We start from the raw sequence: 14,860 nt of genomic DNA, 5'->3' as shown, positions 1-14,860 counted from the left end.
CCGGCCCGCTCAAAACCCCGCCCGCTCACTTCCCAACACATCCGGAGCCGGACGCGCACAGGGCCGGACACACACAAACGCGACCGGTACCGAGGCCGCGCATAATGGCGAGTGTCGGCACCGGCCGCAGCCAGTGGGTCCCGGGCCAATGAGCCCACGGGACCGAGGAACGGTTACCGCACCGGTCAATTCGGCCCATTTCCGAGCCATACCGGTTTCGGCGGACCGACAACCTCTCGTGAAGCAGCATCCCTCATCCGCCGATCGTTTTCTTCGGGCAATTTCTCATACCAAAGCGGCTATGAATAATTAGACTGCACACGCTCAACTCCCCCTGAATCGCCAGAGGATTACCGGACATGCACAAGAAGGCGCTCCGTACCCTGCTCCGAGAACGCCGCGCCCTCATTGATCCGGAATCCCACGGTCTGAGCCGTCCCACAGGACAGGGCCGGCGCGCGCCCGGCCTCTCACAGCAGCAGGTCGACCAGCTCCTGAACCGCGCGATCCACACGTACCACCGGCTCGAAGCCGGCACCTATCCGAACCCGCCCGTCGACCTGCTGCGCGATGTCGCCCAGCTGTTCGCCCTCAATGAGCAGGAGTGGGTGTCACTGTGCCGGTACGCCCGCGCACAGGACCCGCCTGGCCCGCTCCACACCTCCTCGGGCAAGGCGGTCCCCGGCGCCTGGCAGGAGGCGGTCGACGGCATCACGCACATGGCGTACATCACCGACGCCTCCTGGGACCTGCTCACCTGCAACGAAGCGTTCGCCGACCTGTTCCCCGCCGGGCAGGTCCCCGCCAACATCATGCGGTGGATGCTTCTGGAGGAGGAAGCGCGCAAGACCCTGACGGACTGGGAGAACGCCTGGGCACCGCCGGTCATGCCGCAGTTGCGCTCCGCGCTGGCCTCGCGTCCCGACGATCTGACACTGCGGCAGATCGAGAACGAGATCTACGCCGATCCCGTGGGCGCTCCGCTGTACGAGGCGGGAGGCGCCTCCATCCACCCCGACGGCGACGAACGTCCCATACTGCATCACCGGCACGGCGCGGGCTGGGTGACCATGTGCGCGGCGCAGCCGCTGACCGCCCCGGGCGCCCGGTTGATCATCCTGGTGTTCCACGCGGGAGCCAGCCGCGCGCACGCCCGCACCGCGATGCTCCGCGCCAACTGACCCCGGGGAAAGCCCCGGTGGGCCTGCCGACGGCGCCCCGGACATGGTGTCGTAGCTGAGCGCACCGCCACGCCGTCTGCGCGGACCCGGGCCCTCATGAATCCGAACCTCCGGGTGCTTCCGACCGCCCTGCCGCCGAATCGGCCACGCGTCCTGACGCGCCGTAACCCGTATGCGGCTCACCGACCCGTCAGCATGCTGAGGAACCACCGGGCGGCTCCCGGCGACCACGGCGCCACCGCCGCGCCCCGCAGCCCGCATCCCGTTTTCGGAGACAACGATGGACACCAGCAGTGGCCTGACCGACGAAGTCGTCACGGAACGCGCCACCATCCGGATGTTCGGCCTCGCCGACGCCGTGTTCGCCATCGCGATGACGCTGCTCGCGCTCGATCTGCGGGTGCCTGATCTCGGCGGCCACACCACCGATCAGGAGCTGCGACACGCCCTCGGGGACCAGTCGTCCCACTACCTGGCATTCCTGCTCAGCTTCTACGTGGTCGGCAGCTACTGGCGGCGCCACCGCACCGAGACCCGCAGTGTCGTGGTCAGTCACGCGGCTCTCGTCCGGTGGACGCTGTTCCTGCTGCTGACCGTCTGCGCGATGCCGTTCGTGACCGGCCTGCTGGCCTCGTACGGCAGCGAGACCGGCTTCGCCCTGGTCACCTACGCCGGGGTGAACGCATGCGCCGTCGCGTCTCTCCTGATGATCCGCTACGTGGCCGGGCGCCACCGGTCCTCCCCGGACGTCGGAACCGAGACGCAGAAGCACGAACTCTGGCTCGACCTGGTGGCCTTCCTGCTGTCCGTCCCGGCGGCGTACGTCTTCCCCGGCAACGGATCACTGACCATGGCCGGCCTGCTGGTCGTCAGCGGGGCCATCGGCTCCTTCCTCACCTGGCGGGCCCGCAAGGCGTCGCACGCGGGTCCCCGCTGACCTCCCCGGGGGCGTCCGCTCTCAGCCGGCCGGCGTCCGCCGCGCTCCGCGTCTGCGGTTCACGATCAGCGCCAGCCCGCTCGCCCAGCCGACCGGCTGGAGGGCCCAGTAACTCAGCACCCGGTACAGGAGCGTGACGGCGATCGCCTGATCGGTGGTCAGTCCGTACAGCACGAGCAGCGCGGTCAGGCTCGTCTCGACCACGCCCAGCCCGCCCGGTGTCAGGCGCAGGCTTCCCGCGAACTGCGTCAGTGTGTACGAGACGAGGATGCCGTGCCACGGCACACCGATCCCCAGACCCCACGCGCAGGCGACGAGACACCCCATGTCGAGGGTCCAGTTGAGCAGGGCCAGGGCGGTGGGCCACAGCCACGGGCGCACCCCGGGCCTGGTGGCGCGTACGTGACGGCCGAGCAGGGACAGGGACTGCTCCATGTCCCACAGGCGCCGGGACCGCAGGCCGATCCGCCGCCAGACCCGCCAGGCCCGGCGCCGCACCCGGCGGAAGCGTGACAGCAGGGCCGCCGCGCCCACCACCACGACCGCGACGACCGCGAGCCCCACGACGGTGGGACGCAGTGCGGTGACGGGCCCCGAGGAACCGTCCGCCAGCACACCCGACATCAGCAGCACGAAGAGTGTCAGCCCCGACAGCAGTCCCGAGACCGCGAGTACGCTGCCCGCCAGCATCTGCCCCGCGCCCCTGCGGCGCAGCTGACGGAACCCCCAGGCCGCCGCGAACGCCGCCCCGCCGGGCAGTCCTCCCGCGATCGCGTTGGCGGCCAGCACGATGGCGACGACGGCCCGGAAGCGGATCCGTACGCCTCCGGCCCGCAGCAGCCAGTGCTGCAGAGCCGCCAGGGCGGCCAGGGACCCCGCCTCGAACCCGGCGGCCAGCAGCAGTCCGGACAGACGCACATCGGTGATCAGGTGTACGGCGCTGAGCAGCTCATGGCGCCGGGAAATGGCGATGACCACGGCGGCCGCCAGCAGACCCCCGGAGACCACCCACCAGATCGGGCGCACCGTCCTGGCCGAAGGGCGTCCCGAATCATCCTGTTGCCCTTCGGGATGATTCGCCACATACGTCACCATACGGTGCCTTCGTCCTTGCGGTTATCAGGACGGAGCGCGGGCCTTCGCGTGCGGAGTCCGGCATACGTCCGGACGGGTGGTCGGCCTTCTCGCGCGTGTGTCGCCCGGTCAGGAGCGACCGGCGACGGCGTCGGCCCATGAGACTCGCAGGGTGACGAATACCAAGGGCGAAGACTCCCAGGGCGCTCAAGCGGCGGGCGACCCTTCCAGTGCGCTGGTGTCCGTTCCGAAGCTGACCGCCGAGCAGTCCATGCTGTTGCGGCTGGTGGGGCGGGAGTGGGGGCGGGTGTCCGCGGCTCCCGAGGCCTGGCGCCGCGCGCTGCCGGTGGATCCCGAGGTCGGCAGCTATCCGGAACCCTCCCAGATCGTGCCGGCCCGCTTCGGACGCTTCGTGCCGGTGCCTCCGCTCGGCGACGAGCAGCCCTCGGAGCCGGAGGAGACGGGCACCGGGCGGCTCGGCTCCCGGCTGCGGCGCGCGGTGCTGGGAGCGCCGCTGAAGAGCACCGCGATCGCCCGGGAACGCATGCGCAAGATCGTCGCACTGCCGGTTCTCTCGGCGGACGCGCTGTCGTCGGTCGCGTACGGTCCCGAGGCGCTGGTGCTGGTGCTCGCGGCCGGCGGCAGCGCGGGGCTGGCGTACTCCGTGCCGGTGGCCCTGGCGATCGTCTTCCTGATGCTGGCCGTCGGGCTGTCGTACCGTCAGACGATCCGCGCGTACCCGCACGGCGGTGGTTCCTACATCGTCGCCACGGACAATCTCGGGCGGGTGCCCGGACTGGTGGCCGCGGCCGGACTCATGACGGACTACATCCTGACCGTCGCCGTCTCCGTGTCCTCGGGAATGGCCGCGGTCACATCGGCGATTCCCGGGCTGACCGGCGACATCGTCCCGATCGGGGTACTGGTCATCGCCGTCCTGCTGGCGGGGAACCTGCGGGGAGTGCGCCAGGCGGGCGCGCTGTTCGCCGCGCCCACGTACGCCTTCATCATCGCCATCTTCGCGCTGGTGGGCTTCGGCATCTATCACGCGGCGGGGCGGAATTTCGCCGCCGTACCGTATCCGCCGACGCACGCGGTGGAAGGGGTCGGTCTGCTGCTGATCATGAAGGCCTTCGCGTCGGGGTCGACCGCGATGACCGGTATCGAGGCGATCTCCAACGCGGTACCGGCGTTCAAACCGGTGTCCTGGCGCAACGCGCGCACCACCCTGTCCTGGATGATCGTCCTGCTGGTCTCGATGTTCGCCGGCACGATCGCCATCGTCCGCCTGGAGGGCGTGCTCCCGCAGACACGGGAGACCGTGCTGTCCCAGCTGGCCCACCGCAGTTTCGGGTCGGGCGGCATGTACGTCTTCACCCAGGCGGCCACGGCGCTGGTACTGCTGCTCGCGGCGAACACCGCGTACAACGACTTCCCCCGGGTGCTGTTCCTGCTGGCGCGCGACGGCCACGCGCCCAGGATCTTCCTGCGGCTCGGCGACCGGCTCGGCTTCAGCAACGGGATCATGGTGCTCTCCGTCGCGGCGGCCGTGGTCTATGTCGCGTTCGACGGCAAGACCGCCTCGCTGATTCCGCTGTACGCCGTCGGGGTGTTCCTCGCCTTCACGCTCTCGCAGAGCGGCATGGTGGTGCACTGGTGGCGCAGCCGTGAACGGCACTGGCGCAAGAGTCTGTGCTTCAACGCCACCGGCGCCTTCCTCTCCGCCGTCGTGTTCATCACGGCCGGCATCGTCAAGTTCACCGCGGGTGCCTGGCTCGCCCTGCTCACCGTCGGCCTGTTCCTGCTGCTGACCACCCGGATCCGCCGTCACTACGAACGGGTGCGGGACGCGCTGCGGCTGCATCCCCAGACGATCGAGATTCCCGGCCGTACGGACACCCCCCGCTCCGGCGTCTGCTCGCCCGCGCCCGTACCGCCGCCGGCGCGCCCGATGCCGTCCTCCGGGGGCGCCGCCGACAGGGAGTCCGAGGATTCCCCGGAGGAGGTCACTCATCTGTCCGTCGTCGCGATCGACGCGCTGCACCAGGCGAGCATGCGGGCGCTCGCCTACGCGGCCTCCCTGCACCAGCCCGTCCTGGCGGTGCACGTCAGCGCGAGCGAGCAGGACGCGGAGCGGTTCCGGGAGAGCTGGCTCCTGTGGGGCGACCATCTCCCGCTCAGGGTGCTCCTGTCTCCCTATCGCGCGACCGTGGCGCCGCTCGTCTCGTACATCGAGGCCCTGCACCACCAGCGCACCGACCTGACGATCACGGTCATCCTGCCGGAGATCGTCGTACGTCCCTGGCGGTACCGCCTCCTGCACAGCCCGCTCGGCGGACGGCTGCGCCGGGCGCTTCGGCCTCTGCCGAAAATCGTGGTGACCACGGTTCCCTTCCACGTCTGAGCCGAGGAATACAGTGGAATGGGAACGGAAAGGCAGCGGCGCTCATGAACTCGGAACGTGCCCACCGGCTGGTGACCGCGCTACGCGCCCGCAGGGTGATGGCGCATGTGGCCGAAGTCGGGGTCTATGAATTCGGTATCCGTGTGGTCATCAATGAGGACGCGGAGGCGCTGTGGGACACCGACGGCGCGGCGGGGCTGGACGCGGAAGTACTCAGTAACGGCGTGCTCATCGGTTACGTACCGCACGTGGCCGGATCCGAGGACTTCACGGAAGAGCAGATCGTTGACTGCATCGCGGCGGCCGATTACTCGGCCGGGGATCTCCATCCCCGATCCGGCGCCGGTCCTTCCGATTCCGCCGTGCCCCTGCCCGACGTACCGGTGCTGCCCCGGCCGAAACCGGGAAGGCGCTGGTGGCGCCGCTGACGGCCGCCGGTGGCGCCCCGGCCGAGGCTGTCGGCGCCGTCAAAGGCCCGGTGCTCCCCAGACGGGGAACCAGCGGCTGAGGTCGGGCTCGATCCGCAGATCGTCCCCCAGCACGGCCCTCACCTGGAGTTCGCGTTCGCTGTCTCGTTTCTCCGCGCCACCGGGCACGGGCGCGAAAGGGAAGAACGTGCCGCGTTTGTAGAGGTACACGAGGGCGAGAGGCCGCTGCCCGGCGTCCCGGAATCCGACCAGCGAGCAGAGGAGCTGGGGCCCGAAGCCGCCGTCCTGGAGCAGTGTGTTGACCGCGTGCAAGTCGTTGACCAGGGCGGCGAGGTTGTCGGGGGCCTGCCGGGCGAGCAGCCACGTATAGCCGTACGAGTCGCTGGTGAACCGGACAGGTGAGCCGTCCTCGGCCACGTCCGCGTCGAGCAGGTCCTGTACGTCCTGCTTGATCCGGGCGAAACCGCCGCCCTCGACGCCCGCGAAGCAGACGGAGCCGGTGCCTGTGGGGGTGAAGCCCGCACCGGCCTGGAGGGTGAGCGCGGCGGAGGGCAGGGCGAACAACTGGTCCAGATCGGGGCGGACCGGTTTGCTGCGGCCGAGGATGGTGTCGAGAAGACCCACGGACGAAACTCCTCGCTGCTGGGCGGGGCTGCTGGGGGCGGGCCCGGCAGGCAGCCGGGCTCACGGGCTCGCCGGCACAAGCTCACGGACGGGCGAGTTCGGCGGAGATGCGGGCAAGCTGCTCAAGGCGCTGTTCGAGCGTGGGGTGGGAGGAGAACAGGTGGCTGAGGCTCTCCTTCGACGAGAACGCCGGAATGAAGTAGAGCGCGTTGAACGCTTCGGCCTTCCGCAGATCGCGCGTCGGAATCCGCGCCATCTGGCCGCTCACCTTGGTGAGTGCTGAGGCGAGCGCCGAGGGACGTCCGGTGAGCAGGGCGGCCGCCCGGTCCGCGGAGAGTTCCCGGTAGCGGGAGAGCAGCCGGGTCAGCAGGAACCCGATGACGTAGACCACCGCGCTGACCAGCGGGATCAGCAGGATCGCCAGACCCGCCGGGCCGGCGTTTCTGGCTCCGCGCAGGAGCCCGCTCCACAGCGCGACACGGGTGATCAGCCCGGCGAGTATGCCGAGGAACGACGCGATGGTCATGACCGCGACATCACGGTGGGCGACATGCGACATCTCGTGCGCCAGGACGCCTTCCAGTTCCTCGGGCTCCAGTCTGCGCAGCAGGCCGGTCGTGGCGCAGACCAGAGCCGTGCGCTCGCTGCGTCCGGTGGCGAAGGCGTTCGGGATGTCACTCTGGGCGAGCGCCACCCGGGGTTTCGGCATATCGGCCAGCGCGCAGATGCGGTCGACCGCTCCGTGCAGCTCGGGGGCCTGCTCGGCGGTGACTTGGCGCGCGCCCATGCTCGCGGCCGCGATCTTGTCGCTGAACCAGAACTGCGCGACGAACAGAACACCGGCGGCGATCAGGATGATCAGCCACGCGCCGTGCAGCACGGCCAGCAGCACGCCGACCAGCACCACGTAGAGCAGTCCGATGAGGAACATGGTGCCCACCATGCGCGTGGTCAGACCGCGGTCGGGAATGTAGCGACTCCGTGCCATCGTCATCTCCAGTACGACTCTTCCCGAGAACAATTGTCCTCCTTGTCAGCCAGGAGGAGATCTGCTCGGGGAGTGTTTTTCCGGAAAGCGCGGGAGCACGCGGAGGCCGTGGAGCGCAGGGGAGCACGCCGGTTCAGCTGTCTCCGGGCCGCCCGGAATCCTCCAGCAGGCGCTCAAGGCGGTCGAAGCGCTCGTGCAGTACCCGCATCTCGTCGGACGCCTCCGTCCTGCCCTTGCGTTCCACCAGCTCGAAACCGGCGGCCGCCCGCCGTACACGCCGCATGGCCCCGCCGACGAACCAGGTCGCGATCGCGGCGGTGACGATGCTGAACGAAGCGATCCCGACCACCATCACCACGGACGCGATGACCCGCCCCGCCGCCGTGACGGGGAAGAAATCCCCGTATCCGACGGTAGTGGCTGTCTCGATCGACCACCACAGCGCCTTCGGGAACGACGTGATCGTCGCATGCGGCGCCGACTCCTCGACCGGGACGATCAGCCAGGATCCGCCGAGCAGGAACAGCACCGTGATCACGGCCGCCCAGACGGCCGCCTGGACGTGGAGCCGGTGCCCGTGCGTGCTCCTCAGCAGCCTTCTCAACAGGTAGACGAAGGAGGGTGGCGGCATGATCGCACCTCGGTCGGAGGGGTTGTGCCTTCTTCCGCCTGAAAGGTACCCCCGGGCGACGGACGCCCCGGACGCGACGCGCACGGAACCGGAGGGCCCCGCGCCGGCTGGGCCACGGGTCCTCGTCCGGGCCCCGGAAGCGGATGGATGACGGCGTGCGGGCCTGAAGCGTCAGGCGCCGAAGGCCTCCGTGCCCGCTTCAGGGCCCGCGGCCGGTGCGACCTCGACGACCCTGTTCAGCATGGCCAGCAGGAGCGAGCGGTCACCGGCGGAGAAGGCGTCCCACACATCTCTCTCGACCGCGGCCGAGAGGCGGTGCGCGGCACGCGCGCGCTCGACACCGGAGGAGGTGAGGGAGACGAGGACGACCCGCCCGTGGTCCGGTGACATCCGGCGCTCGACCAGCCCCTTCGTCTCCAGCTTGCTCACATTGGTGGTCATCGTCTGCGATGTGACCAGCGCCTCCCGGGCGAGCTGCGTGCAGGACTTGGACAGACCCCCCATGAGAGCGGCGAGCGTCCTGCACTGAGGCACGGTCAGGTCGAGACCGCGCAGCAGTTCCGCCTTGCGCGCCATGATCGCCTGCTCGGCGACCTTGAGGTGGAAGCCGAGTTCACCGACCGCACCGGCATCGGCGTCGGCCCCCGTCTCCCGGCTCGTCTCGTTCGTCGCGTCGTCAGTCATCCCGAGTGACTGTAGCCACCGAGGAACCCCCCTGTCTTCCGTGATCTCCGCCTGCCTGTATGGTCCTGCCCTTGTGAAGCAACCTAACTCATTGAAGATATCTTCATCCCATCGGGGCGAGCAGCGTCCCGCCTGGGTCACGCTGCTGCTCATCAGCCTGTCGGTCACCCTCGTACCGCTGTCGCTGACCGGCCCGGCGGTGGCGATCCCCGATATCGCCGGTGACCTGCACCCCGGGGCGCAGTCGCTGCAGTGGGTGATCAACGGCTACAACGTCACGTTCGCCTCGCTGATGCTCGCCTTCGGCACGCTCGCCGACCGGATCGGCCGCCGCCGCGTGTTCCGCGCCGGCGTCGGACTGTTCGGCCTGGCAGCCCTGTTCTGCACCCTGGCCCCGTCGATCGTCTTCCTCGACATCGCGCGTGCGGCGGCCGGCGTCGGCGCCGCCGCGACACTCACCAGCGGATCGACGCTGCTGGCCGCCCGCTTCGAGAGCGCGGCACGGGTCCGTGCCTTCGCCGTCTTCGGCACGGCGCTCGGCGCGGGCCTCGCCTTCGGCCCCCTGCTCTCCGGCGCGATGCTCTCCGTCATGGGCTGGCGCGGCGTCTTCGCCATCCCGGCCGTGCTCGGCCTGACCGTGGCGCTGACCTCTCGTGTGCTCCAGGAGTCGAAGAACCCCGACGCGCGCCCGCTCGACCGGGCCGGCACCGTCACCTTCACCGGCGGACTCTTCCTGCTCATCTTCGCCCTCGTGCAGGCTCCGGCCCTGGGCTGGGGTTCCGGTCTCGTGATCGGCTCACTCATCGGCTGCGTCCTGCTGCTCACCGGCTTCGTGATCGTCGAACACCGGCAGAGCGCGCCGATGTTCGACCTCTCACTGCTGCGTTACCCGGGCTTCGTAGGTGTCAACGTGGCGGTGATCGTCCTCGCCTTCAGCCTGCTGCCGCTGCTGGTCCTGCTGCCGACCTACTTCAGCGCCGTCGAGGGCTTCAGCGCGGTACGCGGCGGGGCCGTCCTGCTGCTGTTCACCGGGCCCGCCGTGATCGTCTCGATGCTCGCCGCCCGGCTCCCGCAGGTGGTCTCCCTGCGAGTCCAACTGGCCGCCGCCATGGTGATCATGGCCGTTGGTATGGGCTGGCTGACCGTCATCGCACCGCATGTGGGGCTCGGCACACTGGCCGCCCCGCTGATCGTCATCGGTGTCGGATACGGACTCACGCTGGCCGTCCTCGACGGCGCCGCCGTGTCCAGCGTCGAACTGGCCCGCTCCGGCATGGCGTCCGGCATGTTCAACGCGATGCGGCTGACGGCGGACACGGCCGCGGCGGCCGTCGGCGGGTCCCTGATGATCAGCATGACCGCCGCCGGCCTGACCGGCCGTGTCCCCGACCCGCGGGCGGTCGCCGACGCGCTCAACGCCGGGCTGCACACGACCTCGCTCGAAGCCGCCGCGGTCTTCACCGACGCCTTCCACGTCATCCTGTGGATCGGGGCCGTCACCGCGCTGCTGACCGCGCCCGTCCTGCTGTTCACACTGCGCCCCCGAAACACGGGAGCCGGTGGAGCACCGAACCGGGCACCCGAGCCGCACGAGCCGAGCCGGGCCGAACGCGCGGGCGCCGGGCGGCAACCGGAAGGCGTGTCCCAGGGAACGTAGGCCGGCCGACCCGGCGGTGTGCGGCCCCGGAACAGGCCCAAACAGGCCGGGAAACGGCCGCACACCGTACGCGTCCGGCCCACGGAGGACGCGACGACCCGCTTTCCCCAGCCTGCATGACGGCACGCGCGTGGCCGGAAACGGCCGTCCTCGTGTCCGCCCGCCGTCCGGGCCACTACGGTGACGCCCGGGGAGGGGCACCATGATGCAGACCGTCTTTCGCGGCGACGACCTTCCGCCGGCGGAGCGGCTGGCCCGCTTCGACGCGTTCCAGGTCGGCAGCCCGCACCCGATGCGGGTGGAGAGCGGCGAGCCGGAGCGGTTCACCGCCACGGCGCGGGCGCTGAACGTCGTGGACCTGACGTGCTCGCCCTCGGACGTACGCCGCACCCCGCGGCTGATCCGGCAGTGCGATCCCGAGCTGTACTCGGTCATCTTCGCCCTGCGCGGCCGGCTCGGAGTCGTCCAGGACGCCCGCGAGGCGGAGTTGGGGCAGTTCGACTTCGCGCTGTACGACAGTTCGCGGCCGTTCGACCTGAAGATCGGCGCCGACCAGGGGACGGCCGCGCTCGTACGTGCCCATGTACCGCGTGCGCTGCTGCCGCTGCCCGCGGACCGGAGTGCGGAGCTGATGGCCGTACCGCTCCCCGGCCGCGCGGGCATGGGGGCACCGCTCACGCAGTTCCTGACCGGTCTGACCACCGGCTCCGGCGTCTGCCGGCCCGCCGACGCCGCCCGGCTGGGGACGGTCGCCCCCGACCTGCTGACCGCGGTGCTCGCCCATCACCTCGACGCCGGCGCGCACGTGCCGGACGGCGCGGGCACCGCGCCCTGCTTCTGCGCGTCAGGGCGTTCGTTCAGCGGCATCTGCACGATCCCGGGCTGTCGCCGGCCATCATCGCCGCAGCTCACAACATCTCCGTCAGCTATCTGCACCGGCTCTTCCGCGGGCACGACAGCACCGTCGCGGCCTGGATACGCGGCCAGCGCCTCGAACACGCCCGCCGCGACCTCGCCGACCGCACGTTGCGAACCGTCCCCGTGCACCGGATCGCGGCCCGCTGGGGTTTCCCCGGCCACGCCACGTTCACCCGCGCCTTCCGCGCCACCTACGGCCTCCCGCCCCGCGACTACCGCCACCAGGCCCTCGGCTCCCCTCTTTGACCTGCTCCGCACGTACGCACACGCGGCACCAGGGCCGCCGTCACCCCCGTGGACGGCGGCCTCCGAGCCCGCACCGGCGCTTACGCCGCCTTACGCAGTCATCCTGTGCCGCGTGGTCCACCGCTGTCATTGACGTGTGGTGCACGGCAACTTGACGGAGCGTTCACTCCCGTAGCGAAACCGGACGAATCACCCGCACGCCTGCCCCACACGACCAGCCCGACGAGCCGACCGACACAGAGAACTTCGCATAAATCCGGCGAACGGCCGGTAAACACTTACATCTTGGGCCGTCCGCCCCTTGTTGGGCGCGTATCTACGCGCGTATCTTGAGCCGACTCCAGAGCCCTCTCGTACCTCTCCGCTCACCACGTTCGCATGCCACGCGCGGCTGCATGTGCGGTCGCCCGCGCGGGAATTGGCGAAGACCGGCGGGTGGCGGACCAGGCGGGAGAACGCAACTGAGAACACGCTAGAGAAAGAGTTTCATCGTGCCCTCATCCATCCCTGCGGCCTTCCGTGGCCGGCGGGCCAAGGTGGCTGCCCTCGCCCTCCCCGTCGGCCTGGCCGGATCCCTGGTCGGGTTCCCGCTCGTAGCTCAGGCGACGCCCTCCCCGGACGCCGTGATCGCCGAGGTGTACGGCGGCGGCGGGAACTCCGGTGCCACCCTCACCAACGACTTCGTCGAGCTGGGCAACGCCGGCAGCGCTCCCTTCGACCTCACCGGCTGGTCCGTGCAGTACCTCAGCGGCGCCCCCACCGGCACTTCCAAGTGGCAGGCCACCCCGCTCAGCGGAGCCATCCCGGCGGGCGGCAGCTACCTCGTCGCGGAGGCCAAGGGCGCCGGCGGCGACACCGCCCTGCCCACCCCCGACGCGTCCGGCACCCTGGCCCTGTCCGGCACCAGCGGCACCGTCGCGCTGGTCCACTCCACCACCCCGCTGACCTGCCTCACCGCGGCCGACTGCGCGGCGAACGACAGCATCAAGGACCTCGTCGGCTTCGGCACCGCCGTCGTGCGCGAGACCTCTCCGGCCACCGGCGCGGGCAACACCACCTCGGTCACGAGGGACGCCGCCCTCACCGACACCGACAACAACGCGGCCGACCTGTCCGGCGCCACCCCGTCCCCGCGCAACAGCGCCGGCGAAGAGGGCGGCACCGGTGGCGGCGACCCTGCCCCGCCGGCACCGCCCGCCGACCCCACCCCCGGCGACCTGCGTATCCACGACATCCAGGGCACCACCAGGCTCTCCCCGTACAACGGGGCGACCGTGACCAACGTGCCCGGCGTCGTGACCGCGATCCGCGCCACCGGTTCCTCGCGCGGCTTCTGGGTACAGGACACCAAGCCCGACTCGGACCCCTCCACCAGCGAGGCCCTGTTCGTCTTCACCGGCTCGGTCACCCCGCAGGTCAAGGTGGGTGACTCCGTCGTCGTCACCGGCAAGATCTCCGAGTACTACCCGGGCGGCGCGAGCGCCGGCGGGCAGTCCGTCACCGAGCTGAGCGGCCCGGCGACCACCGTCGTGTCCTCCGGCAACGCTCTCCCCGCGGCCGAGCTGATCGACAACAAGACGCTCGCGGACGTCTACTCCCCGACGCCGAACCAGGCCGACGGCAACATCGAGAACCTGGCGCTGCGCCCCACCAAGTACGCACTCGACTGGCTGGAGTCCCGCGAGGGCATGCTCGTACGGGTCGGCACGAGCCGGGTCGTGGGCGCGTCCAACTCGTACGGCGAGACCTGGATCACCACCAAGCCCAACCAGAACAAGACCTCGCGCGGCGGCACGCTCTACAACGCGTACGACCAGGTGAACCAGGGCCGCCTCCTCGTCACCTCGCTGACCGGTGAGCAGGTCAAGGCCAACGTCGGTGACACCCTGACGGGTGACAGCACCGGTGTCCTCGACTACGCGAACTACGGCGGCTACAGCCTCCAGACCACCAAGCTCGGCACAGTCGAGTCCGGCGGCATCGAGCGGGAGGTGACCCGCGAGGCCGAGGAGGACGAGCTGTCCGTCGCGACGTACAACGTCGAGAACCTCGACCCGACCGACCCGCAGTCGAAGTTCGACGAGCTGGCCGAGGCCGTCGTCAAGAACCTCGCGTCGCCCGACATCATCAGCCTGGAGGAGATCCAGGACAACAACGGCGCCAAGGACGACGGCACGGTCGCGGCCGACCGGACCCTCACGCAGTTCACCGACGCCATCAAGGCGGCCGGCGGCCCGGCGTACGAGTGGCGCGGCATCGACCCGCAGGACAAGCTCGACGGCGGTGAGCCGGGCGGCAACATCCGCAACGTCTTCCTCTTCAACCCGAAGCGCGTCTCCTTCGTGGACCGTCCGGGCGGCGACGCCACCACGGCGGTCGAGGCCGTGACGAACAGCAAGAAGGGCAAGGAAGTCACGCTGTCCGTGTCCCCGGGCCGGATCAACCCGGCCTCGGACGCCTGGAAGAGCAGCCGGAAGCCGCTCGTCGGGGAGTTCACCTTCCACGGTGAGCCGTACTTCGTCATCGGCAACCACTTCAACTCCAAGGGCGGCGACCAGCCGATCTACGGCCGGTTCCAGCCCCCGGTCCTCAGCTCCGAGGTCCAGCGCCTGGCCCAGGCCAAGGAGGTCAACACCTTCGTCACGAGTCTGCTGGCCAAGGACAAGAAGGCCAAGGTCGTCGTCCTCGGCGACCTGAACGACTACGGGTTCTCCGCGCCGCTCGCCGCGCTGACCGACGGTGGTGTCCTCAAGGACCTGATGAACACCCTGCCGAAGAACGAGCGGTACAGCTACGTCTACGACGGCAACTCGCAGACCCTGGACCACATCCTGACCAGCCCGGCCATCAAGAAGCCGGACTACGACGTGGTCCACATCAACGCCGAGTTCGCCGAACAGGCCAGCGACCACGACCCCCAGGTCGCCCGCCTGCGCTGACCGGTTCCGCTCCACGCGCGGCGTGGGGGGCCCCCCCCCCGGGGGGGGGCCCCCCCCCCCCGCGGCCCCCCCCCCCCCCCCGGGGCGCGGGGGCGGGCGCCGCCCCCGCCGCCCCGCCCCCCGCGGGAGAAGCGCCGGCCGCGGCGGAC

At 70.3% G+C, this 14,860-nt stretch carries 12 protein-coding genes and 1 pseudogene; 8 read left to right on the top strand and 5 right to left on the bottom strand.

Annotated elements, in window-relative coordinates:
* Nucleotides 1–359 precede the first annotated feature (359 nt).
* Both ACIP6N_RS28720 and ACIP6N_RS28715 read left to right on the top strand, forming a co-directional pair.
* Nucleotides 360–1,181, top strand: coding sequence for a helix-turn-helix domain-containing protein (locus ACIP6N_RS28720; protein ID WP_401820414.1), 822 nt, complete (start codon nt 360–362; stop codon nt 1,179–1,181).
* A 280-nt stretch (nt 1,182–1,461) separates the two neighbouring features.
* A complete protein-coding gene (locus tag ACIP6N_RS28715; protein ID WP_401820412.1) occupies nt 1,462–2,118 on the top strand; it encodes a TMEM175 family protein in 657 nt (218 codons plus the stop codon).
* A 21-nt stretch (nt 2,119–2,139) separates the two neighbouring features.
* Here the strand turns inward: ACIP6N_RS28715 and ACIP6N_RS28710 are convergent, their stop codons facing one another.
* Nucleotides 2,140–3,201 carry a YbhN family protein gene (locus tag ACIP6N_RS28710; protein ID WP_401820410.1) on the bottom strand — a complete coding sequence of 354 codons (1,062 nt, stop codon included), beginning with the start codon at nt 3,199–3,201 and terminating at the stop codon, nt 2,140–2,142.
* A 535-nt stretch (nt 3,202–3,736) separates the two neighbouring features.
* Between ACIP6N_RS28710 and ACIP6N_RS28705 the strand changes: the two genes are divergently transcribed.
* Together ACIP6N_RS28705 and ACIP6N_RS28700 are read left to right on the top strand one after the other, a co-directional pair.
* Nucleotides 3,737–5,596, top strand: coding sequence for an APC family permease (locus ACIP6N_RS28705; protein ID WP_401820550.1), 1,860 nt, complete (start codon nt 3,737–3,739; stop codon nt 5,594–5,596).
* 44 nt (nt 5,597–5,640) lie between these two features.
* Nucleotides 5,641–6,024 carry a hypothetical protein gene (locus tag ACIP6N_RS28700; RefSeq protein ID WP_401820407.1) on the top strand — a complete coding sequence of 128 codons (384 nt, stop codon included), beginning with the start codon at nt 5,641–5,643 and terminating at the stop codon, nt 6,022–6,024.
* A 39-nt stretch (nt 6,025–6,063) separates the two neighbouring features.
* Here the strand turns inward: ACIP6N_RS28700 and ACIP6N_RS28695 are convergent, their stop codons facing one another.
* The 4 genes from ACIP6N_RS28695 to ACIP6N_RS28680 all read right to left on the bottom strand — a co-directional run bounded on the left by ACIP6N_RS28695 (nt 6,064) and on the right by ACIP6N_RS28680 (nt 8,951).
* A complete protein-coding gene (locus ACIP6N_RS28695) occupies nt 6,064–6,648 on the bottom strand; it encodes a hypothetical protein (RefSeq protein ID WP_401820404.1) in 585 nt (194 codons plus the stop codon).
* Nucleotides 6,649–6,730: 82 nt separating this feature from the next.
* Nucleotides 6,731–7,642, bottom strand: coding sequence for a zinc metalloprotease HtpX (htpX, locus tag ACIP6N_RS28690; protein WP_401820548.1), 912 nt, complete (start codon nt 7,640–7,642; stop codon nt 6,731–6,733).
* Between the two features lie 127 nt (nt 7,643–7,769).
* On the bottom strand, nt 7,770–8,267 hold the full coding sequence (locus ACIP6N_RS28685; RefSeq protein WP_401820401.1) for a potassium channel family protein: 498 nt from the start codon (nt 8,265–8,267) through the stop codon (nt 7,770–7,772).
* A 171-nt stretch (nt 8,268–8,438) separates the two neighbouring features.
* A complete protein-coding gene (locus ACIP6N_RS28680) occupies nt 8,439–8,951 on the bottom strand; it encodes a MarR family winged helix-turn-helix transcriptional regulator (protein ID WP_401820398.1) in 513 nt (170 codons plus the stop codon).
* Between the two features lie 91 nt (nt 8,952–9,042).
* Between ACIP6N_RS28680 and ACIP6N_RS28675 the strand changes: the two genes are divergently transcribed.
* From ACIP6N_RS28675 to ACIP6N_RS28660, 4 genes and pseudogenes are all read left to right on the top strand, one after another.
* Entirely contained in the window at nt 9,043–10,608 is a 1,566-nt protein-coding gene (locus ACIP6N_RS28675) for an MFS transporter (RefSeq protein WP_401820395.1), read from the top strand.
* Nucleotides 10,609–10,810: 202 nt separating this feature from the next.
* A pseudogene (locus ACIP6N_RS28670) lies at nt 10,811–11,326 on the top strand (hypothetical protein); the annotation flags it as partial.
* Entirely contained in the window at nt 11,323–11,772 is a 450-nt protein-coding gene (locus ACIP6N_RS28665) for a helix-turn-helix domain-containing protein (protein WP_401820545.1), read from the top strand. The pseudogene ACIP6N_RS28670 and the gene ACIP6N_RS28665, both read left to right, overlap by 4 nt.
* A gap of 491 nt (nt 11,773–12,263) precedes the next feature.
* Nucleotides 12,264–14,711 carry a lamin tail domain-containing protein gene (locus tag ACIP6N_RS28660; RefSeq protein WP_401820392.1) on the top strand — a complete coding sequence of 816 codons (2,448 nt, stop codon included), beginning with the start codon at nt 12,264–12,266 and terminating at the stop codon, nt 14,709–14,711.
* The last annotated feature ends 149 nt before the right edge of the window (nt 14,712–14,860 follow it).

Origin of the sequence: Streptomyces sp. NPDC088725, from assembly GCF_044751305.1 — a bacterium.
In the GTDB taxonomy this organism is placed as follows: Bacteria; Actinomycetota; Actinomycetes; order Streptomycetales; family Streptomycetaceae; genus Streptomyces.
The sequence above is the reverse complement of the archived record's forward strand: the minus strand, read 5'-3'. Positions and strand labels throughout refer to the sequence as shown.